Here is a 23,327-nt window from a genome sequence, read left to right as displayed (position 1 = left end):
ACCGTGATCTCGGACTTCCTCGAGGGTCACCAGAAGTTACCCCGTGCCGGGGCCGCGGGCTGGGCCGACCGGAGGCAGGCGGCGCAAGTGCGGTTTGAACGCGCGTCGTTGAGGTCAGCCGGTCGGTAGTGGGATCGTGTCGCGTGCGGGCAGGGTCAGATGGGTGCCTGTCCAACGGCTGCGGAGGCGGCGGTCGTGGGAGACGAGCAGGATCGTGCCGGGGTAGTCCGCCAGGGCTTGTTCCAGGTCCTCGACGAGGGCCGGGGAGAGGTGGTTGGTGGGTTCGTCCAGCAGGAGGACGTCGCTGGGCCGGCTGAGCAGGCGGGCGAGTGCGAGGCGCCGGCGCTGGCCGGTGGACAGTTCGGTGACGCGGGCCGTGAGGCGTTCGGAGGTGAACAGGCCGAATGCGAGGAGACGTTCGGCGTGGTCGTCCGGGTGGCCGGGGAGGCCGTGGGCGTAGGCCCTCAGTACCGTCTCCCCCGGCCTGCCCGGTGCCGGCTCCTGCGGGAGGTGGCCGATCCGGCCTCGGCGGGTGATCTGGCCGGTGTCCGGGGTGAGCCGGCCGACCAGGACGCGTAGCAGGGTGCTCTTGCCGGTGCCGTTGGCTCCGGTGATCAGGAGGCGGCCCCCGGCCTTCACGGTGAGGTCGATGCGGGCGAGGCGGCCGGTGACGGTGACGCCGGATGCCTCCAGGACGGTGCCGGAGATTCGACGGCCTGCCGAGGGTGGGGTGGGGGTGAAACGCAGCGGCTCGGGCGGCTTGGGCACCGGGTCGGCCAGCAGGCGGCGCAGGCGTTCCTCGGCGTTGCGGACCCTGCCGGCCACGGACTGCTGGACACGGCCGGCGGCACGGTCGTACGCCATCTTGTTGCCGTCCTTCATCGCACGCCCGGGGGCGACCCGGCGGGCGGTGACCGCGGCGGCTTCCCGTTGCGCGGCCACGTCCGCCTCCCAGCCCGCGTGTTCCTGTTCCCAGCGGCGGCGGGCGGCGGCCTTCTCCGCGAGGTAGCCGGTGTAGCCGTTGCCGTAGCGGGTGACGGTGCGGCGGTCGGCGTCGACCTCGAGGAGGGTGGTCGTGACGCGGTCGAGGAAGGTGCGGTCGTGGGACACCGCGACCGTGGTGCCGGGTCGGGTGCGCAGGTGGTCCTCGAGCCAGGTCAGGGCGTGGTCGTCGAGGTGGTTGGTCGGCTCGTCCAGCAGCAGCACCTCGGGGGACGCGGCCAGGAGTGCGGCCAGGCGGAGGCGGACCTGTTCGCCGCCGGAGAGGTCGCCGATGGCGCGGTCTCGGGGCAGGTGGGACAGGCCCAGGCCGTGCAGGGCGCGCTCGACGCGGGCGTCGGCCTCGTAGCCGCCGCGCAGTTCGAACGCGGTGAGGAGGTCGCCGTACTCGGCCATCACGCGGGAGCCGCCGCTCGGGGTGTCGTCGCCGGGGTTGCCGTCGGTGGCCATGACGGCCTCCAGGTGGCGCATGCGGGCCTGCATGGCGCGCAGGTCGATCAAGGCGTCGTCGACGGCCTGCTGGACGGTGTGGTGGGCGGGCAGGCGGGCGTCCTGCGGAAGGTAGCCGATACCGCCGTCCGCCTGCACGGTGACGGTGCCGCTGTCGGGCTGTTCGGCGCCGGCCAGCAGGCGGAGGAGGGTGGTTTTTCCGGAGCCGTTCTCCCCGACGATGCCGGAGCGTTCACCCGTGGTGAGGGTGCAGGTGACCGCGTCAAGGACGAGGCGGCCGTTGTACGACTTCGAGACGGAGCGGGCGGTGATCTGCGTAGGCACGGGAGGTCTCCTGGACGTTCGGGTGACGGACGGCCGCCGTGGCGGGCCGGTGGGTCGGGTGAGCGTCCGCGAAGAGCATCTCCACATCCTTACTGCGACAACAGTTGCATTAAGATGCTGTCATGACGGCAGGGGGCGCGGCAAGCGCAAAACTCGGAACGGCCGACGAGGCCGCTGATGGGGCCGGGATGTTGGGCCGGGCCGGCGGGGCCGTGGTGCGGCGGCCGGGCGGGCGCAGTGCGCGGATCCGGGAGCACGTGCTGGATGCTGTACGGGAGTTGCTGGTCGAGCAGGGGTTCGACGCGTTGAGTGTGGACGCGGTCGCCGAGCGGGCCGCCGTGCACCGCACGACCGTCTACCGGCGCTGGCGCGACGTGGGCGGACTCCTCGCCGACGTACTCGACGCCGCCGGCAGCGACCGGTGGCAGCCACCCGACACCGGCTCCCTCGAGGACGACCTGGCCGCCCTCAACGCCGAGGTGGAAGCCGGACTCACCGATGAACCTGTCACCGCCGCACTGATCGCCGCTTCCTTCCGCTCCCCCGAGGCGGCTTCGGCTCTTCAGCGGTTCTGGGAGGACCGGTACGCGCGGTGCGCGGTCGTGGTGGAACGGAGTGTGGCGCGGGGCGAGTGCCCTGTGGGGACGTGTTCGCGGAGGGTGCTCGTCGCGTCCACGGCTCCGGTCTATCAGCAGATCCTGCTCATGCGGGGTGGCAACGATCCCCTCCTCGCGCGACAGGCGGCCCGGGGCGTGGCACTGGCCGCGGCGGGCGGGGTGTTCGTCGGGGGGCGGGAGGGGTACCGCACGGCGCGCGACGGAGACGGCTCCCTTCCCCCTTGGGCGGCGGACGAAGGCGTCGGCCAGGCAGGCGAGCCGGCGAAGAGTTACGGTCCTTAGCAGTCCGCTTCAGCGGTCTTCCGTGGATCGTCCGCCAAGATGCGGGCAGTCAGTCGCCGCACCTGCTCCTCCACGGGAACGTCCTGGGTGACGATCAACTCGCACTGGTAAAACTCTCCACGTTCGCCGTCTCTGCGAGCCTGGTGGAAGTGGACATCGACACTCCGTGGGCTGGTGAACTCATCGGGGAGATCGGGCTCCTCGCGTCGTGGCGAAACACTCGTGAGGAAGCAGCCCCGGCGCTCGAACCAGCCGCTGTCCGCGAGCGTTTGCTCGAGGAGCCGGGCCACCGTGTCCACCGGCTCCTCCCAGCTGCGGTCAGCGGCGGCCCGCGCGAGCTCGGCCTCGTACTGAGCGATGTCGAAGCGGAAATCCGCCGGCACAGCTGTGACGTTGCTGGTGTTCTCCCAGGACTCCCAGAGCACCTGATCGCCGTCACGGCGGATGGTGACGTAGAGGGCGCCGCAACAGCCCGCCGTGCAGGTCGGCTCGGTGATCATGATCCGCCAAGGTTTCTCCGTGACCGCCAGCGGCCAGCCCTCACTCGGACCTCGCCAATATCGGCAGCTGTCCGCGAAACCCTCCGGGTGGACCTTCTCCAGGACGTCCACGCCGTCGATCAGAGGACGCACTTCGGCCCAGGGGTCCGCCGCCCAGTCGTCCGGAATCCTGTGCTGCAAGGTCAACGTGCCGATCATCGGTGCTCGGCCACACCCCCATGATCGGCTGAGGTCATGCGACGGCGCATCCACTCTGGGAGGTGCCCGGCAGCTTCTCCGTCACTGCGACGGCACCCCGTCGACCGTCACCGGCGAGGTCTGTCACGTCCCCGGGTGCGGCGCGGTGAGGTAGTGCTGCACGGTGGGTGCTAGCCAGGCCGTGATTTCCTCGGGGTGCAGTTCTGCGGCGGGCGGGAAGCGCAGCACGTAGCGGGTGAGCGCCAAGCCCAGGAGTTGTGAGGACACCAGCGCGGCGCGCACGGGGGCTTGTTCGGGGTCGGGGCACACCCGCAGGGCCAGCGGGAGGAGTTGGTCGCTGAAGATGCCTCGCATGCGCCCGGCGCCGGCCTCGTTGGTCACGCCGACCCGTAGCAGCGCGGTGAGGACCTCGTTCTCCTCCCACGTGTCCAGGAAGTGTGTCACCAGCACCCGGCCGGCCTCCTCCCGGGGGAACGAGGCAGGGTCGGGCAGCCTGAGGTCGATGGCGACGGCCGCCGCGAACAGACCCTCCTTGTTGCCGTAGTAACGCATGACCATCGAGGGGTCAATGCTCGCCTGCTGGGCGATGGCGCGGATGGTGGCGCGCTCGTAGCCGTCGGCGGCGAACCGCTCGCGGGCCGCGTCGAGGATGGCTCGTCGGGTGGCGTCGGAGCGGCGGGCGGGGGTGGCGGGCGTGCTGTGACTCATGCCAACAATCGTAGGCCAACATACGTAGGCCAACAAGCGTTGACACCCGGATACGTACACGCCTATCGTCGCCAACAAGCGTTGACCAACACACGTTGGCCTACACCCGTTGGCGACTGGGAGGTCTCCATGAACGGCACCGACACCGGCGAAGGCACCGGCCGCGCCGCAGGCTCCATGCATCCGGTGATCGTCGTCGGCGCCGGCCCCACCGGTCTCCTCCTGGCGGGTGACCTCGCTGAGGCCGGCGTTCCCGTCACCCTGCTGGAGAAGCGCCCGCACAAGATCAGCAACCTCTCCCGCGCCTTCGGCGTGCACGCCCGCACCCTTGAGCAGCTCGACGCCCGTGGTCTCGCCGACGACCTGCTCGCCACCGGCAGCACGATCACCCGGCTCCGCCTCTTCCGCCGCCTCTCCCTCGACCTGAGCACGCTCCCCTCCCGCTTCCCCTTCCTCCTGATCACTCCCCAGTACGAGGTCGAGCGCCTGCTGGAGCGCAGGGCGCAGCGGCTCGGCGTCCGGTTCCAGTACGGCAGTGAGCTCCTCGCGCTGCGACAGGACACCGACGGCGTCGACATCGACGTCCGCAACGGAGACGGATCGACGGTCATCCACCGTGCCGCCTACGTCGTCGGCACGGACGGCCACCACAGCGCCGTGCGCCGGGCGATCGGCCAGCCCTTCCCCGGCGTCTCCGTCATCACGTCCCTGTTCCTCGCCGACGTCCGGCTCGCAGAGAGGCCCGAGACCGTGCTCACGGTCGACGGCGCGGGCGACGTGTTCGCGATGATCGCCTCGTTCGGCGACGGCTGGTACCGGGTGATGGGCTGGAACCGCCGCCACGAGGTCCCCGACGACGCGCCGCTCGATCTCGACGAGGTGAAGGACGTCACCCGTCGCGCCCTGGGCACCGACTACGGCATGCACGACGCCCGCTGGCTCTCCCGCTTCCACAGCGACGAACGCCAGGCACCCGAGTACCGGGTCGGACGGGTCTTCCTCGCCGGCGACGCCGCGCACATCCACTCACCGGCCGGCGGGCAGGGCATGAACACCGGCCTGCAGGACGCGGCCAACCTCGGCTGGAAGCTCGCGGCCGTCGTCAGGGGGCAGGCGTCCGACCGCCTCCTCGCCACCTACCAGGCCGAACGCCACCCGGTCGGCAAGGCGGTTCTGCGCAGCAGCGGGGGCCTCGTCCGGCTGGCCCGGGCGCAGAACCCGGCCCTGCGCGCGGTTCGCGCGGTCATCTCGGCGTTCGTCAACGCCGCCGCGCCCGCCCGGGCCAAGGCGCTGGCCCAGCTCACCGGCACCGGCTACCGCTATCCCGCCCCGCGTGGCGCCCACCGCCTCGTCGGAACCAGGGCCCCGGATGTCAGCCTCGGCAGCGGTCAGCGCCTGTACGAGGCGCTGCGCGGTGGCCGTTTCGTCCTCATCACCCCGCGCCCCCTGCACCTTCCGCCCGGCGCGGCCCCGGACGGTGACGGCGATTTCCTGCCGGTCGTAGAGCACTGGGCCGGCGACCGTCGTACCGCCGTGCTCGTCCGCCCCGACGGTTACGTCGCCTGGGCAGCGGACGACGCCGGCACCGACGTCCTGGAGACCGCCCTGGCCTCCCGATATCTCACCGCCCGCTGAGCGGCGGTGCCCCGCCTCACCGCACAGGAGACGGTGCGACAACCAGCCCGCTTCGCCGCCTCACATTCTTCCGGCCTGCGTCGTCATGTCGGTGAGGGCAGCGACTGGTGCCCCAGAACGGAGTGAGGAAATGAAGGTTTTCATCGCTGGTGGGCGCGGCCGTGTGGGGTCCCGCCTCGCGGGCAACCTGGAGACCAAGAACATCGAGGTGGTCTCAGGAGGACTGGAGGACGGGATCGACGTGATCTCGGGTAAGGGGCTCCCCGAGGCTCTCGTCGGAGTCGACACCATCGTGAACGTCCTCAACACCCCCCGTTTCGACGCGGAGGGGGCGATCTCGTTCTTCGAGGGAGCGATCAACAACCTGACCGCGGAGGGCGAGCGGGCAGGTGTGCGTCATCACATCGTGCTCTCCATTGTCGGCGTCGGGGAAGGGGACGCATCGGAGATCGGGTACTACCTCGGCAAGGTGGCGCAGGAGAAGGCCGTGCGATCCGCTTCGATCCCCGCCACCATCATTCGGGCCACTCAGTTCCAGAGCTACATTCCCGTCCTCATTGACCAGCACACCGTGGACGGGAAGGTTCTCGCGCCGAGGTCGTTCATCCAGCCCGTCGAGCTGGACGAAGTCATCGACCTGCTCGTCGAGGCTGTCACGACGCTGGAGCCGGGAAGTGTGGTCGAGATCGCTGGACCCGATCGTTTTTACCACGACGACCTTTTCCGTGCCACCCTGGCCCATCGCGGGGACGATCGTGAAATTGTGACCGTGGACGGCCAGGGGCCGCTTGATGCCATGGTTCCGCGCGGCGCGCACCGGACAGGCGGCGTCAGGTACCCGATTTCAGGGATTCCCACCGTCTGAGTGCGAGAATGAAGGGAGACGGACGTCTGCCTGTCAGCGATAGGCCAGGCGTGCCGCGCTCCACTGGGAAGGGGTGCCCCATGCCGGAAGATGTCCCTGCCGCATCAGCGGAGTTCGGAGGATCCGGACATGATGAATCACAGGATCTCGATTCGGTCATGGCGGAGCGACATCGCCTGCTGTCGCTAGCGTTTCGCATGATGGGCACCCTGGCCGACGCCGAGGACGTCGTGCAAGAGACGTATGTGAGGTGGTATCGCCTTGAGCCCGAGGAACGCGACGAAATCGCCGTGCCTGCGGCATGGCTCATGCGCGTCGCAAGCCGCATCTCACTCGACCTGCTGGGTTCCGCGCGGGCGCGGCGTGAGACGTACGTCGGGCAGTGGCTGCCGGAGCCAGTACCGGCTGACCTCTTTTCCGACACAGCGAAGCCGCTACTGAACTCCAGGCATCTCGCTGCTGATCCGCTCGACCGTGTCACCCTCGATGATGCCGTCAGCATGGCATTGCTGACAGTCCTCGAGGCCATGACCCCTGCAGAGCGTGTGACGTTCGTACTGCATGACGTGTTCGGCGTCCCGTTCGGCGAAATCGCTGGAATCGTAGGTCGTTCGGCCGCAGCGACAAGGCAATTGGCCACGTCCGCACGCCGCCACGTTCGACGAGGAAGACGCGGGCAGGTTTCTCCGCACCAGCATGATGAGGTCGTTCGGGCGTTCCGTGATGCAGCTGTCGGAGGGCACATCGAGAAACTACTCCGCGTGTTGGCTCCAAATGTCGAACTACGGGTGGACGGCGGCGGCTTCGTCAATGCCGCGCCTCAGGTCATCCGTGGGTCGGACCATGTGGTCCGGTGGTTCATGGGAGTGTTGCGCAAGCAGCCCGCCCTCCGCCTTGAGCGACGCGATACAGCTGACGGCCTCGGATACATCATTCGAGACGAGGAACGTCGATACGGGCTGGCTACCTTCGACGTCAGTGATGAGCGCGTCACGCATGTGTGGCTGATGCTGAATCCAACGAAGCTGACGAATTGGTCACTCGACTAGAAGCTCATCCCATTCGGTTGGGCAGGTTGAACTTCCCCCGATTTGATGACGATCACGTCAAGGGATGCGTCACACAGGGCGCGAGCCGGGGAGGAAGGAACCGCGGCCCGTATACGCCAACGCGACGGCAGTGCGGCGCCAAACCGGCACACGCAAAAATGAACCGCTGTCTCAGGCGGGGGCGTGGCGGCGGGTGCTCGACCCGGCGTGCGGGGCGGCGTGGTGGACAGGACGGCCGGTGGCCGGGACCGCGACGCGTCGCAGCGAGACACTCGCCGTGACGAACAGAGCGGTGAAAACAGCCAGGAGAAGGACGGAGACCCACATCTGCCGACCGCCGGGAGCCTGCCAGCCGCTCCAGGCGGCGGAACCCGCCCACAAGAGCATCGCCGCAGCGTAGAAGGAACGGATACGACGCAGCTGCCGTACTGCCCGCAGGAACTGAATGCGTTCGGTCTTCGGTGCCATGCGCCCCCGTGTACCCCCGAACGCTGAAGCCATCAGGTCCAGGACGAGATCTTTCGAGGCGGATGCCGCGGTTACGGCGGGGCATCAGCGCAAGAGGGCGCCGAAGGCGGTGCGGGGCGGACGGGGACGCATCGACCACGCCGCGCACACCATCACGGGTACGGCGACGACGGGCACGGTCCACCACGGGATACCGCTCCACACGGCCGGCAGACCCGTGCCGAAACACACCACGATGGCCGTGAACAGCAGCCGCCTGCCGTACGGCTCCCAGGTGAAGGGTTCCACGTCACGGGGTTTGGCCAGCCGCACCGCGCCGAACACCGAGGCCTGAGCCGCGAGGAACGCGGCGAGTACACCGAGGGCGGCATTCATCTGCAGCTCGTCGCGGGGCGCCTCCGAAGTGTTCTGTCGTACACCGTCCATGCTGAGCACCACGATGTCGCGGCGCCAGATCGTGGCCTCGACTTCGTCGCCAGGCTCGAGCTGCTCCAGAAGCGGCCCTGGGTCACCGAAGTGGACGGTGCCTCGCCAGGAGTCCTGGGCAGTCAAGACGGCTTTGTACGAGGCCTGCTTCCCGGACCGGTTTTCCGTCTCGTCCACGGTGAGGCGCCAGGTGCTCAGGCAGTCCGTCCGTCCCTGCTCCGTCTCGCGGGGCGTGCACGACTCGGCCGCGACGTAGTCCCGGTAACGCTCGCCGTCGGAGGGCAGCCACGAGCTGAAGACCCAGTAGCAGAGTGCGGCCGATATGAGGGAGGCCACGATCAGCAGCGCGCCGGTGAGGCGCCTCAGGCCCGGCCGTGGGTCAGGGAGTACTCCGATCGGCGGTCTAGTGTTTCTGAACGTGGTGGCGGTCGCCCGTTTTGTCATCATGTGCCTCCTCGACCTCAGCTTTCATCAGCGGCGAGCAGGCAGACCAGAAGGTCGAACGGCAGGTTAGAAGTGGGCGTTGCTGCCGAGTTCCGGCAACTCCAGCCAGGTGGCTCCTCGGCGGGAGCGCGGCACCCACTGTTTCGGCTGTTGTTACGGCCTGCTCGACAGCATGTGCGTACAGCCAAAGCGACAACCGGTGAGCGGAGTCGAATTCGTACCACCGGTTGCTCGTGGTGTCGTTCGGGCCGCCGCCCTGGTCCTCCCCCACCGCGATGCCCTCCTCCATCGTGTCGAGGAGCGCCTGCGGCCGGCTCCGGAAGTCCGAGTTCGGTTTACCCTGGGCGGGAATCGCCTGACGCAGCATTCGGTGCGCACCGTCCCGGACGCATCCCCCGTGTCCGCTGTTCTCCCATGAACGGGGGATCTTCCCACGAGCCCGAAGCGAAGCAGTGCGGGGATCGTCCGCGACACGACCGTTCGGACCACGAGCCGTCTCCTGGTGTTCATCCGCCCGGCCCAGCATGATCGCCGGCGGTCCCTAACGTCCCCGCCATGCCACGTACTTCATTCCTCTCCCCGTCGGCCCGCACCGCGCGACCACGCCGTGCTCGGCGCTCGCGCGTCGCGCTCCTCGCCTCCGTACTGCTCGCCGTGTCCCTTCCCACGATCGCCAGCGCCGAGGACTCGACCTCATCCGCCGACGCCGACACACCGGCAGGCCGGGTGGTCCTCTCCACCGACTTCTCCGGGACCTCGCTGCCTCAAGGCTTCAAGGCCGTGGAGGGTGTCTGGCAGGTCAAGGACGGTCGCATGTACGGCAGTTCCGCGAACGCCTCGCAGTTGAGCCGGATCACCTTCGGCGAACACCTCAACGACTTCCGGATCGAGGTCACCGCCCGTTTCGAGTCGGTCGTCGACGCCGCGCGCTGGACCGCCATGGGGCTCGACCTGCCGGCGAGCGGAGCCGTACCGTGGTCCGTCGCCACCATGCGGTCCGGGACCACCGCCACCAACGGCCTGGAGTTCGCCCAGCGCACCCCGGCGAACGCCTGGAACGTCACCGACACCCACGCGGCGCCGTTCGCCGCGGGCACGGGCAAGGACGTGAAGATAGCCGCCGAGGTGCACGGCGCCAAGGCCGTCTGGTACTTCGACGGCAAGGAGGTCATGCGGACCTCCAAGGTCACCCGCTCCGCCGACGGCGTCCAGGGTCTGCTCGTCAACGGGGCCTCGGTCTCCTACGACGACCTCAAGGTGACCGAGCTTCCGCCGCAGAGCTACATCCGCGCGGCCGGGGCACCGCTGACCGTCGTCGCCCATCGCGGCGCCTCCTCGGCCGCCCCCGAGAACACCCTCGCGTCGCAGGAGATCGCCCGCCGGGGCGGTGCCGATTTCATCGAGAACGACGTCCAGCCCAGCAAGGACGGCGTGCCGTACGTCATCCACGACGGCACCGTGGACCGCACCACCGACGGCAGCGGTGCCGTCCGGTCGCTGACGTCCGCGCAGATCGACGCGCTCGACGCGGGCTCCTGGTTCGCACCGCACTACAAGGGAGCGCGCCTCCCGACCCTGGCGGCTCAGCTGGACGACCTGCGCACGCGTGGCGGCGACCTTCTGCTGGAGATCAAGGGCGCGCACACGAAGGACGAGGTGGCCACGATCGTGGACACCATCCGCGACCACGGCATGACCGGACGCGTGTTCGTGCAGAGCTTCGAGGTGGACGCCCTGCGCTACACCCACGAACTCGCTCCCGATCTGCCGCTCGGCCTGCTGCGCAGCACCCTGGACGCCGACCCGGTCGCCCTCGCGAAGGAACTGCACCTGGCCGCGTACAACCCGCAGGACGGCGCGCTCAGCAAGAAGCCGTCCGTCATCGCCGACCTGCACAAGGCCGGCGTGGCCGTGATGGTGTGGACCGTGGACTCCGCCGACCGTTGGAAGGCGTTGGAGAGCGCGGGTGTTGACGGCGTCATCACCAACCGGCCGACCGAACTGAATGGTTGGAACAGCGCGTTCCGGCAAAGTCAGGCGGTGCCCCCGGCCAAGCCCTCGGTCCGCATCACCTCCCCCGCCGCCGACGCCGTCCTGGACCGTGCGCAGTCGCCGGTGCCAACGGTGCAGAGCGACCACAGCACGTCCGTGACGCTCACTCTCGACGGCCGTTCCGTCCCCGCCGGCAAGCCCCTTGAGCTGGCCACCCTCGCGGCCGGAACGCACACCCTGCGCGCCGTGGCGTCAGGCGAGGGCGGCAGCGCCGAGGACACGATGACCTTCACCCTCAAGGCCACACCGACCGGCCTGGCCCACCTCATCCTCACCTCGGGCGCCAAGGACTCCGCCGTCAGCTCGATGACGGCCATGCTCGGGCTCAAGCAGTACTCGCTGCTGGCGACGTGGGCGAAGGTGCAGTCGGGCAAGTCCCTGAGCAAGGAGCGGGCGGCGCTCATCGCCGAGGACGCCCGCACCCTCGCCACCACCCACTGACCCACCTCGTCCCACTCGGGCGACCCTCATCGCTGTGGGGCGGACCTCTGACACTGGTCGTCCACTGGTCGTCCTGTGCTGGCACAGCCATCGCAGGACGACCGCCGGACGCTGCGTATCGTCAAGGCACGCCTCTTCAGTACGGCCGGCCGTGGAGTCCCGCTTCTAGCGCGATGCGGGCCGCTCGGACAGGGCTGCCGTCAGGTCGACCTCGACCAGTTGTCCGACGAAGCCGAGCCGGGCGACTCCCAGTAGTGTGCTCGCCGTGGTGAAGGCCGGTCCCAGGGCCGAGCCGGTCAGACGCCGCCACGCCCCACCGAGCACTGCGGCGTCGTCGCTGACCACGTAGATCACCGAGCGGACGACGCGCTCCGGCCCGGCGCCCACCGCCCTCAACGCTGCGACGGCGTTCGCCACCACCTGGTCGATCTGGACGTCCAGATCACCCGGTCCCACCAGCTCCCCAGAGCGGTCGAGGGGACACTGTCCCGCCAGGTACGCCGTGCGGCCCGCCTCCACGACGGTGATGTGGTGGTACCCCGCAGTCGTGTGCAGCTGGTCGGGATTGATGCGCGTGATCTCGGCCGTCATACGCGTGAGTCTCCCGGATCGGCCAACCGCGGCGCATCACCTTTTCGCCCGCTCGCCCCGTCACGAGGCGGGGCTTGCCACGCCGACCGCGGCGGCACACCGGCGGCCACACCCCGCACTGTCGCTCTGGGCACCAGCAGTGCCCCATCGGGCAGCCCACACTGGCCTCGCGCCCGGTGACCCGCCGGGACGGGCCCGGTTAGTGTCTGAGCCCGAGCCGATACGTCCCTGGCGTCACGCCCCGCCGTGGTGCCGTCGGGGAACCCCGTCGGCCGGTGACCAAGGAACGGGGAAGAGCGGCGTACTCCCGCGTGCCGGGGGGACGACCGGGAACAGACCATGCACAACGAGCCCACGGACGACGGCACGGCACAGCCCGGCCCCACAACGCCGGCCACGCAGACGTCCAGCACGGGGACGAGCAGCACCGGGACGAACAGTCGTCGTCGTCGCGGACCCGGCCCCCTCACGCTGATCGTGCTGCCGGGAGTGGTGACGCTCTCCGGGGTCTTCGTCTTCCTCTCCTTGGCCGGCGTCTTCGACACGGCCGTGCCGCAGGATCAGGCGCCGCAGGGGTCGGAGACGTCCGTCAGCAAGGTGGACGGTTCCTACGTCCCCTGGCTCCGTCGGGCCACCGCGGACTGCCCCGGCATCACCCCGGCACTCCTGGCCGCGCACATCGACCAGTTGTCCGGGTGGCAGACGGACGGCGCGAGTCTGTCCGAGCAGGGCCTCGCCCGTTTCACGGAAGCCGACTGGAAGACCTGGGGCCGGGACGACGACGGCAACGGCACGTCCTCGCCACGCGACGCGGTCGACGCGATCATGGCGCTGGGGCGGCGGGACTGCTCCTTGGCGGAGAAGATGACCGCACTGCGCACCAAGGGCGCCATCAACGGGGATGTCGCCGACCTCACCCTCGCCGCCTACGCGGCCGGAGCGGACGAGGTCACGGAAGCCGGCAAAGTCCCCGCGTCGGCCCGCGACTTCGTCACCGAGGTACGGAAGCGACTGCCGCAGTACGACGCCCTGGTCCAGCAAAACCCTGAGCGGGAGAGCGGCCAGGCGGCCGGCCCCCTGCTGCAACCGCCCGTCGCCACGCTCACCGTCACCTCACCGTTCGGTACGCGCCGGCACCCGCTGACCGGGGTCACCAAACTGCACACGGGCATCGACTTCGACGCGCCGCAGGGAGCCCAGGTTCATGCGGCCCGCGAAGGGCGGGTGGAGTTCGCCGGCGTGACCCCGGCCTACGGCTACCGCGTGGTCGTCAATCACGGCACGATCGAAGGCAAACGCCTGGAGACCACGTACAGTCACCTGTCCGCCCTCCAGGTGACCACCGGCCAGAGTGTGACCACGGGACAGCCCGTGGGGCTCGCCGGCTCGACGGGGCTGTCCACCGGTCCGCATCTGCACTTCGAGGTCCTCCTCGACGGCCAGTACATGGAACCGAGCGCCTGGCTGACGAGCGGCGGCTGAGCTCGCCCGAGCCCGCCGTGTGCCGGTCGACCCTCCCGGCGCCTGGACACCTTGCCGACCGAGATGATCGAGTACAGGACCTGCGGCATTCCACCGTGATATGAGCGCAAGAGCTGGCGTCGTTCACCAGATCGAGCGCCCCCGCCAACCGGTCGAGATCCGGGCCACAAAGTTCGAGGTCAGCGCGACACAGACGCCGCCTGGCCACGGACGGCTTCCCTCTGTGGCTGCCCCGGACGAGCTAGCGCTCGGGGCGGGGCAGCCGACGAGCAGTGGCGTTAGGCCAACGCGCGGTGCGGACGGTTGTCGAGCCTTTTGAGTGCGGCCATCTCCTTCGGCCCGCGCACGAGTCGGCATGCTCCAGTGTCCTGGTCGACGAGGATGGGCCAGTTTCCCCCGACTCGGATGTGGCGCCCCTCCTCGTCCTTCGCCGTGGGATACCAGGTGAAGCCATAGATGCCCGTGACAGCCGGAGTCACCCACAGGCCGATTTCGAAGGCCCACTCCTCCCAGCGGTCAGTCAGGGTCCGGCCGAACTCCTCCGCACGTCTCCGTGCTTCGTTCTCCTCCACGAGATCCCCTATCACCTCACCTTCACCGACCACAACAAGCCCGTCGACACCACCCCACCACCCGCCGATCAAACTTGACCCCACCACCCTCCGCTGACCGCCGCACAGCCCTCACCTGCTGTGGCGAGGAGGAACGTTCTGGGGGGCGCACGAGGTCTTCCACCCGCGTCGCCGCTCTCGGCCGGCGCCTCGGGCTGGATCACTGCCTCCCGCCTGGCCCTCGGCCCGGTCAGACCTCCGAGCCGGCCCAGCAACTGCCGGGCCTACCAGCACATCGTACGGCTCGCTGCCCGCGGCCGGCGCCACCCCGGAGCCGGGCGACCGCCTGCGCGGATTGACCGCCGGCAACGGCCGGGCGCATCGGGCCGCCACCTGTCAGGTGCGGGCGTGACCTGGGTCGCCCCCTGTTGTCCCGGGCGGCGTGTGAAGCCGGTAAGGGCGCGGCCTTCCCTTCCGTCCGAAGCGGTGGTCCGGGCTTGCAGGGTTCCGTCGGGGCTGTCGGTTTTCGAGGTCGTCCGCGCGGATTCCGACGCTCGGCTGCAGTCCTGTCCGGGCGCGGCAGGACATGCGCTGAGGAGCGAGCTATGCGTTGTCGGTGTTCTCGCGCAGGGAATGAATCATGCTCCGCAGGATCCGGAGCGCGTCCGACTGCTCGGTCTCGGTCATGCCGGCCAGCATCCTGACCTCGACGGACCGGACCGCGACGGTCGCCTTCTGCAGGCTTTGTCGGCCGCGAGGCGTGAGCCGCGCGGGAAGAACCTTCCCGACGGTCGGCTCCGCAGGTCTGGTCACGTAGCCGTCCCGTTCCAGGTTCTGGAGCAGCACGTTCATCGACTGCCGTGTCACGAACGCGCCACGCGCGAGCTCGGAGTTCGACAAGCCTGGCCGTTGAGCCAGCAGTTCGAGGCAGGAGTAGTGCGTGATGCTCATCCCGAGTGGCCGCAGTACCTCCTCCATGGCTTGGCGTAGGGCGCTCGAAGCCTCCTTCAGCAGGTAGCCCAGTGACTTGTCCAGGTCGACGCCGCCATCACTTTGACTCATGTCAGTATTCTGACATACATTGGTTCGTGTCAGATAACTGACACGAATGAAGGAGTGTGCTCATGCCCGCCACCGGTCCCGACTTCATCTCGCTCCAGGCACGCGACCTCGACGCTTCTCAGGCGTTCTACGAGCGCTACCTCGGCCTCGTCCGCTCGCAGGCCGGACCCCCGCACGCCGTCGTCTTCGAGACGAAGCCGATCGCGTTCGCGCTACGCGACGTCGTTCCCGGCACCGATCTCTCATCCGCTGCCCGGCCCGGCATCGGTGCCGCGCTCTGGTTCCACGCCACCGATGTCCAGGCCATCCACGATGCCCTCGTCGCCGACGGCCATACCATCGTCTCCGCACCGATCGACGGCCCCTTCGGCCGGACATTCACCTTCGCCGACCCCGACGGCTACCACGTCACCCTCCACGACCGGGTCTGATCAGCCACATACCGCCGACGACCATGGCTCCGCGGTCCTGATCGCCCGCTGGGCTTCTCCTGCGAGCCGGCCCTCGGTCGAACCGTATTCCGATGGGTGTTCTCAAGGTGTTCTCTTCCATCGGAGCCGATCCCCATTTCAGCGAACACAGGCAGCGGTGGATCAGTAGCGGAGGCGGGCCTCCAGCCTGTCGATGCGCAGCGAGCAGAAGGACGGCTGGTCGATCCCGTACTCATGGAGTTCACCGACCAGGACTGCGCCTCGTCAAAGTCGCCACTGCCTCACTGGAGGTTGCGCCGGTTCCGGACGACGCCCTTGCGATCGAAACCTCGCAAGGTTCATCCGGCCGGCCAAGCGCTCCATTCTGAGACGGTCGAAAGGCCTCCCGCCCCGCGGCGTCGCCGATCCGCAGGTTGTGACAAGCACTCGTCTGAGGGACCGCTCGACCGGTGTGGTGTTGTGGTGTGTAGCCGTGTGTCAGTGGTGCCCGTCGCCGTCCGGCGTGTCACCTTTACGCGGCTTCGCCTCCGAGTGGTCTTCCGCGGTCGCCGCAACCGCCTTCTCCAGAACATGCCGTTGCTCGATACGTGCGACGACACGCTCACGAGCCAGTTTGCGGGCGGCGCGCAGTTTGCCCTCTGCCGCGAACAACGGGATCCACAGCAGCCAGCCCCAGGCGCTGAAGGTGACCACTCCGGTGGTCACGAGCAGGCGGTTCACGCCGAGGGCCGCGACACACGTGATCACATAGGCCGCGGTGCGGTGAGTCAGCAAGTACCGCATGGGCGCGTTCGCCCGGCCCTGCAACAGCTCGAGCGCTGCGGACAGTTCCGCTTCCCGCACGTCCTCTCCCGCGGTCGCCGGAGAGGCTGCGTCAGGGTGGCCGGCGCGGAGCGCACCGGCCACCCTCTCGCTCAGTTCGGCCGATTCCGCCTGTTGCAGTTCGACGCGGCCCGCGGCTGCCACCAGGTCGTCCCAGTACCCGCGGCCGGCCCAGCCCAAGGCGTCGTCAACACGTTGACGCTCCGGCGACCCGGCAGGCGCCAGTTCGTCGATGCGCGCCCGCAGCGTAGCCACCCGCCCCGCCCTGGCCGGATACTCGAAGGCGTCCGCACGCAGACACAGCTCCAGATAGCACACGAGCAGCCCCAGGTCGTCGGGGGCCAGTGCCAGACCACTCCGGTAGGCGCGCTCCGCCTCGGCATCGTGATCGTCCTCGTCCTCCGCCGCGTGCGCCTGGCCCAGCCATCGGTACAGCACCGCCGTCGGCCCCACCTGGTCGAGCCCTGCCTGTGCCGTCCGGCGCACGGCGGCGAAACCACCAGCCGCGTACAGCTCCGAGCACTGCTGCGCATACTGCTGCGCTACGTCCACGTCCCACCCCGGTTGTTCAGACCAGTACCTTCAACCAAGCCAAGATCCACGTCAAGACGTGGCGGCGGCACTGCTGCCCGGATCACCGATCAACCCGTTGGGATACACCCCGAAACGAAGCCCCCCTGTCTGCCTGCCGTGGAGACGAGGCTCCTGGTGCCGGGCCGGTGCCAGGTCGGGTCTGAAACAGCTCCTGTGCGGCGTTCACCCGGATGGCCTGCCGTGATGGCGGTGGTGGCACCCTCCGGCGACGGTGGTGTGGGCTTCGCCGTTCACGTAGGCGGAGCCCTTCCGGCCGACCCTTAGGGAGCTTCGCCATGTCTGAACGCAACACCGTCATCCGCAGCCTGCATGACGTCGGTCTGGCCGCCTGGTTCGGGGGCTCGCTGATGGGGGCGGTGGGCCTCAACGGCGCGGCTCAGGACGAGGGAAGCACGGAGACGGGCCGCGACCGGATCTCCTCCTCGGGCTGGGCCAAGTGGACGCCGGTCAACGCCGCCGCGATCGGAGCGCACCTGTTCGGCGGTGGTGGGCTGCTCGCCGTGAACGCGCACCGAGTAGCCACCCAGCAGGGCGTGGGCGCCTCCACCGCGGCCAAGACGGTCGTCACCGCCGCGGCCCTGGCCGCCACCGCCTATGCCCGTGTTCTGGGCAAGAAGGTCGAGCTGGCCTCCTCCACCGACTTGTCTGACGCCCAAGAGGCCGAGAAGCACCCGATCGACCTCGACAAAGCACGACGGCAGCTGGCTGCCGTCCAGTGGGCGGTGCCGGCCCTGACCGGGTGCCTGGTCGTGCTCAACGCCCTGCACGGTGAACAGCAGCGCCCGACGGAGCAGATCCCCGGCATGTGGGAGCGGGCCCGTTCCATGACCCACCTGATGTCGTAGCGGACGCGGCGGGAATCAACGGGCAGGGCCGCAGCGGCACCGGGCACGAGCGCGCCTGCCCGGCTTGGAGACAGCGGGAATCTGCGTCCTGATCGCCCGGACAGCTCCCGGTCGGCACCTGACGCCTCATCCGTTGCCTGCACCGCGGGTTCGGTGGTCGTTGCCCTGTCGCATCAGGGACATCAAGGCCACCGCGACAGCATTTCTCGAGCCTCGCGCACCCTCGTACATCGGCACAGCCCCTTGGCCATGCTGCCCGTCTCTGGGCAGCATGGCTGTGGGAACGGGACAGGTCCCGATCGCGTCGACGAAGCACCAGCCATCATCAACGGGGTGCGGGTGGAGGAGACTTGCGGATGGATGCGACTGCCGTGGTCACCGGCGGGTCCCGGGGCATCGGCCGGGCGGTCGTTGAACGCCTGTGCCGCGACGGGGCGTCCGTGGTCTTCAGCTACGCCACGAACGAGGACGCCGCGGAGGCTGTCGTCCGTACCGTGCAAACGGAAGGCGGCAGGGTCAAGGCGATCCGTGTCGACCTCGGTGAACCGGACGGGGCCCAGAGGCTGATGGAAGCCGCCGAGGCGCATCTCGGCGGTCTCGGCGTGCTGGTGAACAACGCCGCCGTGTCGTCCACCCCGACTCCGCTCGCCTCGACCGACATCGAGGTCTTCGACAGGGTGATGGCGGTGAACACGAGGTCGGTGTTCCTGACCATGCGTTACGCGGCCAGGAAGATGCGCGACGGCGGTCGGATTGTGAACATCTCCACCCTCAACACCGTGCGGCCGGCCCCCGGCATCGCTCCGTACGCCGCCAGCAAAGGCGCGATCGAGCAGCTGACCGCCGTCGCCGCACGGGAACTCGGGGCCCGCGGCATCACCGTCAATACCGTTTCCCCCGGTGCGACCGACACCGAACTGCTGCGCGGAACCAACCCACCGCAAGCACTCGAGGCTGTCGTCGGCATGACTCCCCTCGGCCGTCTGGGGCAGCCGTCCGACGTGGCCGACGTGGTCGCGTTCCTCGCGGGACCGGACGGCCGCTGGATCACGGGCCAGAACCTGCGGGCGACCGGCGGACTGGGCTGAGCCCGCGTCCCCTGGCCCCCTGACGAGCACGGCGGAGCACGACACGGCCGACGTCACATCGGCGCCGGCCCAAGGGCGGGGGCAGCCCGGCACGGGAGCGCCCGCGCCGTTCAGCCCTGCTCCTCCCCGTCGAGCGACTCAAGGCCCTCGTGCCAGCGTTGCCGGCGCTCGTCCTCGAACTGCTCCCACCAAGGGGTGCCGCGCTCGCCCAGCGCGATCTTCGCCCGGTTCACTCGGGCACGCGCCGCCCGCTCGCCCTGTTCGTCGCCCGCGGTCGTCGCGGCGCGCACCGCACGGCGTGCCGCCATGAGGTGACCTCGCAGGCGAGCCGCGATCTCCTCGGGGATGGAGGGATCCGTCGCCCTCCATTTCCTCCCCCGGACGACGATGTGGTGCCCGTCGGGAGTCCGCTCCGGTGACTGGTGTGCGTCCACACCGTCGGCCTGCCCCGTACCGCCCGGCCGCAACACGGCTCGTGACCGTCGTCATGCCGATGGGCGCGCGGAGGTCAGTCGGTCACGGTCAGGACCAGCTTGCCTCGGGTGTGGCCGGACTCGCCGTGGGTGTGGGCCGCGGCGGCCTGGTCGAGGGGGAACGTCTTCTCCACCTCCACGGTGACCTCGCCCGCGTCGATCAGGCCCGCGATCGTCGTCAGTGCGTGGCCGTCCGGCTCGACCAGGAAGCCGCTGGTCCGTACGCCCGCCGCCTCGGCTGCCGCCGCCAGGTCCGGGGAGACGCCGCCGGGGACGGCGACCAGCAGGCCGCCCGTGGACAGTGTCTTCAGGGAGCGCGTGCTCGTCCGGTCCTGCCCGTCCCCGACCAGGTCGATGACCACGTCCACGTCGGCCGCGGCTTCTTCGAAGCGGGTGGTGGTGTAGTCGATCGTCTCGTCGGCGCCGAGGTCCTTCAGCCAGGCGTGGCGGGCGGCGCCGGCCGTCGCGATCACGTGTGCGCCCAGGTGCCGGGCGAACTGGACCGCGAAGTGGCCCACCCCTCCGGCGGCGGCCGTGATGAGCACGCGCCGGCCCGCCCGCACGTCAGCGGTGTCGACCAGGATCTGCCAGGCGGTCAGTGCCGCCAGCGGTACGGCGGCCGCGTGCGCGTGGTCCACGGTGGCGGGCTTGCGGGCCCACTGGCGGGCCGGGGCCGTGACGTACTCGGCGTAGGCTCCGGCGGCGCGGGGGAACCACGGCATGCCGTACACCTCGTCGCCCGGCTTGAGCGTGGTGACGCCGAAGCCGACCTCCTCGACGACGCCGGAGACGTCCCAGCCCAGGATGAGCGGGAACGTCTGCAGGCCCGCCATGCCCTGCCCCTCGCGCGTCTTCCAGTCCACGGGGTTGATGCCGGCGGCGTGGACGCGCACCAGCACCTCGGTCGGCAGCGGTGCGGGGCGGGACACCTCCTCGGGGGTCAGAACCTCCGGGCCGCCGAATTCCTTGATCGTGACGGCACGCATGGTGTGGCCGCTCATGGTGGCTCGCTCCTGTTCGTTCCTGGTTCCGTTCGCCGGGCTGACCCGACGAGATCCACTCTGCCCCACCGCCTCGGCTGCGGGTGAGTGGCCCGAGGGACACCTGTCGTACCATTCGGGCCATGACGCATCGTGTCGCCGTACTCGCCCTCGACGGAGTCCTGCCTCTGGATCTGGGTATCCCGGCTCGGGTGTTCAACGAAGCGCGTGCGCCGGACGGCAGGCGGCTCTACACGGTCGGGACCTGCTCGATCGGGGGGCGGCCGGTTCGTACGCATGAGGACTTCCAGATCGTCGTCGAGCACGACGAGTCGCTGCTGCGGACCGCGGACACGGTCGTGATCGCCACCCTGGAGCCCACTGCCGAGCTGCTCGCGACCGGGACGCTTCCCGGGGACGTCTCCACGCTTCTGAAGTCGATCGGGCCGCAGACGCGCATCGTGAGCCTGTGCACCTCGGCCTTCCTGCTCGCGGCGGCCGGGCTTCTCGACGGTCTGCGGGCCACTACGCACTGGACGCTGTGCGACGCGTTCGCGGAGCTGTTCCCCGGCGTAGAGGTCGATCCGAACGTGCTGTTCGTCGACAACGGCCACATCCTCACGTCCGCCGGTGGCGCCGCGGGCATCGACCTGTGCCTTCATCTGGTCCGTCAGGACCATGGGGCGAGCGTCGCCGCGGCCGCCGCCCGACGGGTCGTCGCGGCACCCTGGCGCGAGGGCGGGCAGGCGCAGTTCATCGAGCACGTGGTGCCGCCGGACACGGACCGCTCCACCTCGGCGACCCGGGAGTGGGCGGTGCGGCGGCTGGCCGAACCGATCACCCTCGAGGACATGGCACGGCACGCCCACATGAGCGTGCGTACCTTTACCCGGCGTTTCCGGCAGGAGACGGGCGTCAGTCCGCTCAAGTGGCTGTCCCAGCGGCGGCTGGCCCACGCGCGCCAGCTGCTGGAGTCCACGGATCTGCCCGTCGCCCGGATCGCCGGCGCCTGCGGATTCAGTGACCCGGTCGCCCTGCGCAGGCAGTTCCACACGTATGTGGGGCTCTCTCCGGCTGCCTACCGTCGGGCGCACGGCGCTCCGGGGACGGCCGCCGCCGTGCGGTGACCGCGGCCGGGGCCGGCGAGCCGTCCGCGGCGGCCCTCGCCGTCTCGATTGCACCGCGCCTCGCATCCTCGTCCGTACAGCGGGCACCCGGGCGGGAACGTACAGGTCAGAGGGTGGAAGGGCGGACGCGATGGACAGGGACGAGGGGATCGCGGAGCTGCACCGCGTCGCCCGCGAGCGGTTCGGGTGGGACGATCTGGGCGCGGAACAGGCGGAGGCGATGCGGGCGCTGCTGGACGGCCGTGACGTGCTGGTCGTCATGCCCACCGGCTCCGGCAAGTCGGCGATCTATCAGGTGCCGACCGTCGTCCTGGGCGGCCCGACCGTCGTCGTGTCCCCGCTGATCGCCCTGCAGCGCGACCAGGTCACCGGCCTGCGGGACAGCGACGCCCCGGACGCGGTGGCCGTGAACTCCGCCCAGCCGCGCTCGGCGACCGACGAAGGCTGGCAGGCGGTCGAGGACGGCGATGCCCAGTACCTGTTCCTCTCCCCCGAGCAGCTGGCCAGGAAAGACGTCATGGAGCGGCTGCGGGAGCTGCGCCCCTCGCTGTTCGTCGCCGACGAGGCCCACTGCGTGTCCGCCTGGGGCCACGACTTCCGTCCCGACTACCTCAACCTGGGCGAGGCCGCCGACCGGCTGGGCCGCCCGCCGATCCTCGCCCTGACGGCGACAGCCGCCACCCCGGTGCGGGAGGACATCGTCGAGCATCTGCACATGCGCGAGCCGCATGTCGTGACGACGGGCACGGACCGGCCGGAGATCCACCTGACGGTGCACACCTTCACCGACGACCCCTCCAAGCGTGAGGCCGTCTCCCGCTGGGCGGCCGAGGCGTCCGCCCCGGGCATCCTCTACACCGCCACCCGCAAGGACGCCGAGGCGTACGCGGAGCGCCTGCGGCAGGACGGTGTGGACGCCGAGGCATACCACGCGGGGCTGAAGGCCGCCGAGCGCCGCCGGATCCAGGACGGGTTCATGACGGGTGCGCCCGCCGTGGTCGTCGCCACCTCGGCGTTCGGCATGGGCATCGACAAGCCCGACGTACGTTTCGTCGCGCACGCGTCCGTCCCCGAGTCGCTCGACTCCTACTACCAGGAGGTCGGGCGTGCCGGCCGGGACGGGGAACCGGCCCACGCGGTGCTGTTCTACCGTCCCGAGGATCTGGGACTGCAGAAGTTCCTCACGGCCCGGGCCCTGGACACCGACGCACTGCGCCGGATCATGACCACGCTGTCCGACCAGGAGTCGCCGCAGAGCCGTAGCCGCTTGGCTCAGCTGTGCGGGCTGTCCCGGCGGAAGACCAGCGATCTGCTGAACCTGCTGGACGAGGCGGAAGCCGTGACCGTCGAGGGGAAGCGCCGCGCGGTGCGGGCGCTGCCCGGCCGCTCGGCGGACGAGGCCGCCGGGGCGGCGGAGGAGGTGTTCGAGCGGCGGCGCCGCATCGACCGGTCGCGCATCGAGATGATGCGCGGCTACGCGGAGACGCCTACCTGCCGTCGCCAGTACCTTCTCGGCTACTTCGGCGATCAGCTGGACGCACCGTGCGCACGCTGCGACGTCTGCGACCGCGAGGCCCAGGCTCCCACCCTCACGGCCACCGGGCGGGCGGACGCCGCTCGCCCGGCCGGACATGACGGGCCGTATGAGCCCAACGACCGTGTGGCGCACGCGGAGTGGGGTGCGGGCACGGTGATGCGCAGGGAGGAGGACCGCGTCGTCGTGCTCTTCGAGCAGGTCGGCTACAAGACGCTGTCGCTGACAGCCGTGGAGGAGGGCGACCTGCTGACCGAGGCCTGAGGGACCAGGCGGCGACCGCGACGGT

23 protein-coding genes and 1 pseudogene are annotated in these 23,327 nt (G+C 69.8%); 11 read left to right on the top strand and 13 right to left on the bottom strand.

The features are described 5' to 3' along the window. Positions 1-114: 114 nt before the first annotated feature. Positions 115-1,773 carry a ribosomal protection-like ABC-F family protein gene (gene abc-f, locus B100_RS0123880; RefSeq protein ID WP_024886934.1) on the bottom strand — a complete coding sequence of 553 codons (1,659 nt, stop codon included), beginning with the start codon at positions 1,771-1,773 and terminating at the stop codon, positions 115-117. A 188-nt stretch (positions 1,774-1,961) separates the two neighbouring features. Between abc-f and B100_RS34200 the strand changes: the two genes are divergently transcribed. Next, on the top strand, positions 1,962-2,672 hold the full coding sequence (locus B100_RS34200) for a TetR/AcrR family transcriptional regulator (protein WP_078541138.1): 711 nt from the start codon (positions 1,962-1,964) through the stop codon (positions 2,670-2,672). On the opposite strand, the gene B100_RS0123870 is transcribed toward B100_RS34200, so the two are convergent. Together B100_RS0123870 and B100_RS0123865 are read right to left on the bottom strand one after the other, a co-directional pair. Then, positions 2,669-3,370 (bottom strand): hypothetical protein, encoded by a 702-nt coding sequence (locus B100_RS0123870; protein ID WP_024886932.1) that lies wholly within the window; start codon positions 3,368-3,370, stop codon positions 2,669-2,671. The two genes, B100_RS34200 and B100_RS0123870, sit on opposite strands and share 4 nt — an antisense overlap. Positions 3,371-3,493: 123 nt before the next feature. Next, positions 3,494-4,078 (bottom strand): TetR/AcrR family transcriptional regulator, encoded by a 585-nt coding sequence (locus tag B100_RS0123865; protein ID WP_024886931.1) that lies wholly within the window; start codon positions 4,076-4,078, stop codon positions 3,494-3,496. 129 nt (positions 4,079-4,207) lie between these two features. Here B100_RS0123865 and B100_RS0123860 point away from each other — a divergent pair, with 129 nt between their 5' ends. The 3 genes from B100_RS0123860 (at position 4,208) to sigJ (ending at position 7,627) form a co-directional block, all read left to right on the top strand. Then, positions 4,208-5,713, top strand: a complete 1,506-nt coding sequence (locus B100_RS0123860; RefSeq protein WP_024886930.1) for an FAD-dependent monooxygenase — start codon at positions 4,208-4,210, stop codon at positions 5,711-5,713. A gap of 130 nt (positions 5,714-5,843) precedes the next feature. Beyond that, positions 5,844-6,578: an NmrA family protein gene (locus B100_RS0123855; RefSeq protein ID WP_024886929.1), complete on the top strand. Its 735-nt coding sequence runs from the start codon at positions 5,844-5,846 to the stop codon at positions 6,576-6,578. An 80-nt stretch (positions 6,579-6,658) separates the two neighbouring features. Further along, positions 6,659-7,627, top strand: coding sequence for an RNA polymerase sigma factor SigJ (sigJ, locus tag B100_RS0123850; protein WP_024886928.1), 969 nt, complete (start codon positions 6,659-6,661; stop codon positions 7,625-7,627). 171 nt (positions 7,628-7,798) lie between these two features. Here sigJ and B100_RS0123845 read toward each other — a convergent pair whose 3' ends face one another. The 3 genes from B100_RS0123845 to B100_RS37285 form a co-directional block, all read right to left on the bottom strand. After that, positions 7,799-8,095, bottom strand: a complete 297-nt coding sequence (locus B100_RS0123845; protein WP_024886927.1) for a hypothetical protein — start codon at positions 8,093-8,095, stop codon at positions 7,799-7,801. Positions 8,096-8,179: 84 nt separating this feature from the next. Further along, positions 8,180-8,857 carry a hypothetical protein gene (locus B100_RS0123840; RefSeq protein WP_486585692.1) on the bottom strand — a complete coding sequence of 226 codons (678 nt, stop codon included), beginning with the start codon at positions 8,855-8,857 and terminating at the stop codon, positions 8,180-8,182. Positions 8,858-8,924: 67 nt separating this feature from the next. Next, the gene (locus B100_RS37285) at positions 8,925-9,332 is read right to left on the bottom strand and encodes a hypothetical protein (protein WP_199785282.1); all 408 of its coding nucleotides are present in this window, start codon (positions 9,330-9,332) and stop codon (positions 8,925-8,927) included. A gap of 188 nt (positions 9,333-9,520) precedes the next feature. Between B100_RS37285 and B100_RS0123835 the strand changes: the two genes are divergently transcribed. After that, positions 9,521-11,458: a glycerophosphodiester phosphodiesterase family protein gene (locus B100_RS0123835; RefSeq protein ID WP_051490042.1), complete on the top strand. Its 1,938-nt coding sequence runs from the start codon at positions 9,521-9,523 to the stop codon at positions 11,456-11,458. A gap of 165 nt (positions 11,459-11,623) precedes the next feature. Here B100_RS0123835 and B100_RS0123830 read toward each other — a convergent pair whose 3' ends face one another. Continuing rightward, the gene (locus tag B100_RS0123830; RefSeq protein WP_024886924.1) at positions 11,624-12,049 is read right to left on the bottom strand and encodes a RidA family protein; all 426 of its coding nucleotides are present in this window, start codon (positions 12,047-12,049) and stop codon (positions 11,624-11,626) included. A gap of 339 nt (positions 12,050-12,388) precedes the next feature. Here B100_RS0123830 and B100_RS0123825 point away from each other — a divergent pair, with 339 nt between their 5' ends. Further along, a complete protein-coding gene (locus B100_RS0123825; RefSeq protein ID WP_078541136.1) occupies positions 12,389-13,531 on the top strand; it encodes a M23 family metallopeptidase in 1,143 nt (380 codons plus the stop codon). Positions 13,532-13,809: 278 nt separating this feature from the next. Here B100_RS0123825 and B100_RS37280 read toward each other — a convergent pair whose 3' ends face one another. From B100_RS37280 to B100_RS0123815, 3 genes and pseudogenes are all read right to left on the bottom strand, one after another. Then, positions 13,810-14,103: a hypothetical protein gene (locus B100_RS37280; protein WP_199785281.1), complete on the bottom strand. Its 294-nt coding sequence runs from the start codon at positions 14,101-14,103 to the stop codon at positions 13,810-13,812. Between the two features lie 164 nt (positions 14,104-14,267). Continuing rightward, positions 14,268-14,409, bottom strand: a pseudogene (locus B100_RS37690) (3-dehydroquinate synthase); the annotation flags it as partial. Between the two features lie 276 nt (positions 14,410-14,685). Further along, positions 14,686-15,144, bottom strand: a complete 459-nt coding sequence (locus B100_RS0123815; protein ID WP_024886921.1) for a MarR family transcriptional regulator — start codon at positions 15,142-15,144, stop codon at positions 14,686-14,688. 62 nt (positions 15,145-15,206) lie between these two features. Here B100_RS0123815 and B100_RS0123810 point away from each other — a divergent pair, with 62 nt between their 5' ends. Beyond that, complete coding sequence (locus tag B100_RS0123810) at positions 15,207-15,575, top strand: VOC family protein (RefSeq protein ID WP_024886920.1); 369 nt, start codon at positions 15,207-15,209, stop codon at positions 15,573-15,575. Positions 15,576-16,052: 477 nt separating this feature from the next. Here the strand turns inward: B100_RS0123810 and B100_RS0123805 are convergent, their stop codons facing one another. Continuing rightward, positions 16,053-16,949, bottom strand: a complete 897-nt coding sequence (locus B100_RS0123805; RefSeq protein WP_024886919.1) for a hypothetical protein — start codon at positions 16,947-16,949, stop codon at positions 16,053-16,055. Between the two features lie 317 nt (positions 16,950-17,266). Here B100_RS0123805 and B100_RS0123800 point away from each other — a divergent pair, with 317 nt between their 5' ends. Continuing rightward, positions 17,267-17,836: a hypothetical protein gene (locus B100_RS0123800; RefSeq protein WP_024886918.1), complete on the top strand. Its 570-nt coding sequence runs from the start codon at positions 17,267-17,269 to the stop codon at positions 17,834-17,836. A 356-nt stretch (positions 17,837-18,192) separates the two neighbouring features. Next, on the top strand, positions 18,193-18,924 hold the full coding sequence (locus tag B100_RS0123795) for an SDR family oxidoreductase (RefSeq protein ID WP_037723345.1): 732 nt from the start codon (positions 18,193-18,195) through the stop codon (positions 18,922-18,924). Between the two features lie 110 nt (positions 18,925-19,034). Here B100_RS0123795 and B100_RS0123790 read toward each other — a convergent pair whose 3' ends face one another. Both B100_RS0123790 and B100_RS0123785 read right to left on the bottom strand, forming a co-directional pair. Next, positions 19,035-19,358 (bottom strand): hypothetical protein, encoded by a 324-nt coding sequence (locus B100_RS0123790; RefSeq protein ID WP_024886916.1) that lies wholly within the window; start codon positions 19,356-19,358, stop codon positions 19,035-19,037. Positions 19,359-19,432: 74 nt separating this feature from the next. Then, positions 19,433-20,398 carry an NADP-dependent oxidoreductase gene (locus B100_RS0123785; protein ID WP_024886915.1) on the bottom strand — a complete coding sequence of 322 codons (966 nt, stop codon included), beginning with the start codon at positions 20,396-20,398 and terminating at the stop codon, positions 19,433-19,435. 122 nt (positions 20,399-20,520) lie between these two features. Here B100_RS0123785 and B100_RS0123780 point away from each other — a divergent pair, with 122 nt between their 5' ends. Continuing rightward, positions 20,521-21,504 carry a helix-turn-helix domain-containing protein gene (locus B100_RS0123780; protein ID WP_024886914.1) on the top strand — a complete coding sequence of 328 codons (984 nt, stop codon included), beginning with the start codon at positions 20,521-20,523 and terminating at the stop codon, positions 21,502-21,504. 130 nt (positions 21,505-21,634) lie between these two features. Beyond that, a complete protein-coding gene (locus B100_RS0123775) occupies positions 21,635-23,302 on the top strand; it encodes a RecQ family ATP-dependent DNA helicase (protein ID WP_024886913.1) in 1,668 nt (555 codons plus the stop codon). Positions 23,303-23,327 lie beyond the last annotated feature (25 nt).

The organism is Streptomyces sp. CNH189 (assembly GCF_000527195.1).
Note: the sequence above shows the minus strand (reverse complement) of the source record. Positions and strands in the feature narration are given on the sequence as shown.

Coding starts and splice junctions, on each gene's coding strand:
- B100_RS0123835 (WP_051490042.1), top strand. CDS start 9,521: ATGCCACGTACTTCATTCCTCTCCCCGTCGGCCCGCACCGCGCGACCA.
- B100_RS0123830 (WP_024886924.1), bottom strand. CDS start 12,049: ATGACGGCCGAGATCACGCGCATCAATCCCGACCAGCTGCACACGACT.
- B100_RS34200 (WP_078541138.1), top strand. CDS start 1,962: ATGTTGGGCCGGGCCGGCGGGGCCGTGGTGCGGCGGCCGGGCGGGCGC.
- B100_RS0123810 (WP_024886920.1), top strand. CDS start 15,207: ATGCCCGCCACCGGTCCCGACTTCATCTCGCTCCAGGCACGCGACCTC.
- B100_RS0123870 (WP_024886932.1), bottom strand. CDS start 3,370: ATGATCGGCACGTTGACCTTGCAGCACAGGATTCCGGACGACTGGGCG.
- B100_RS0123815 (WP_024886921.1), bottom strand. CDS start 15,144: ATGAGTCAAAGTGATGGCGGCGTCGACCTGGACAAGTCACTGGGCTAC.
- B100_RS0123785 (WP_024886915.1), bottom strand. CDS start 20,398: ATGAGCGGCCACACCATGCGTGCCGTCACGATCAAGGAATTCGGCGGC.
- B100_RS0123855 (WP_024886929.1), top strand. CDS start 5,844: ATGAAGGTTTTCATCGCTGGTGGGCGCGGCCGTGTGGGGTCCCGCCTC.
- B100_RS0123845 (WP_024886927.1), bottom strand. CDS start 8,095: ATGGCACCGAAGACCGAACGCATTCAGTTCCTGCGGGCAGTACGGCAG.
- B100_RS0123775 (WP_024886913.1), top strand. CDS start 21,635: ATGGACAGGGACGAGGGGATCGCGGAGCTGCACCGCGTCGCCCGCGAG.
- B100_RS0123795 (WP_037723345.1), top strand. CDS start 18,193: ATGGATGCGACTGCCGTGGTCACCGGCGGGTCCCGGGGCATCGGCCGG.
- B100_RS0123865 (WP_024886931.1), bottom strand. CDS start 4,078: ATGAGTCACAGCACGCCCGCCACCCCCGCCCGCCGCTCCGACGCCACC.
- B100_RS0123860 (WP_024886930.1), top strand. CDS start 4,208: ATGAACGGCACCGACACCGGCGAAGGCACCGGCCGCGCCGCAGGCTCC.
- sigJ (WP_024886928.1), top strand. CDS start 6,659: ATGCCGGAAGATGTCCCTGCCGCATCAGCGGAGTTCGGAGGATCCGGA.
- B100_RS0123780 (WP_024886914.1), top strand. CDS start 20,521: ATGACGCATCGTGTCGCCGTACTCGCCCTCGACGGAGTCCTGCCTCTG.
- B100_RS0123800 (WP_024886918.1), top strand. CDS start 17,267: ATGTCTGAACGCAACACCGTCATCCGCAGCCTGCATGACGTCGGTCTG.
- B100_RS0123825 (WP_078541136.1), top strand. CDS start 12,389: ATGCACAACGAGCCCACGGACGACGGCACGGCACAGCCCGGCCCCACA.
- B100_RS37285 (WP_199785282.1), bottom strand. CDS start 9,332: ATGCTGCGTCAGGCGATTCCCGCCCAGGGTAAACCGAACTCGGACTTC.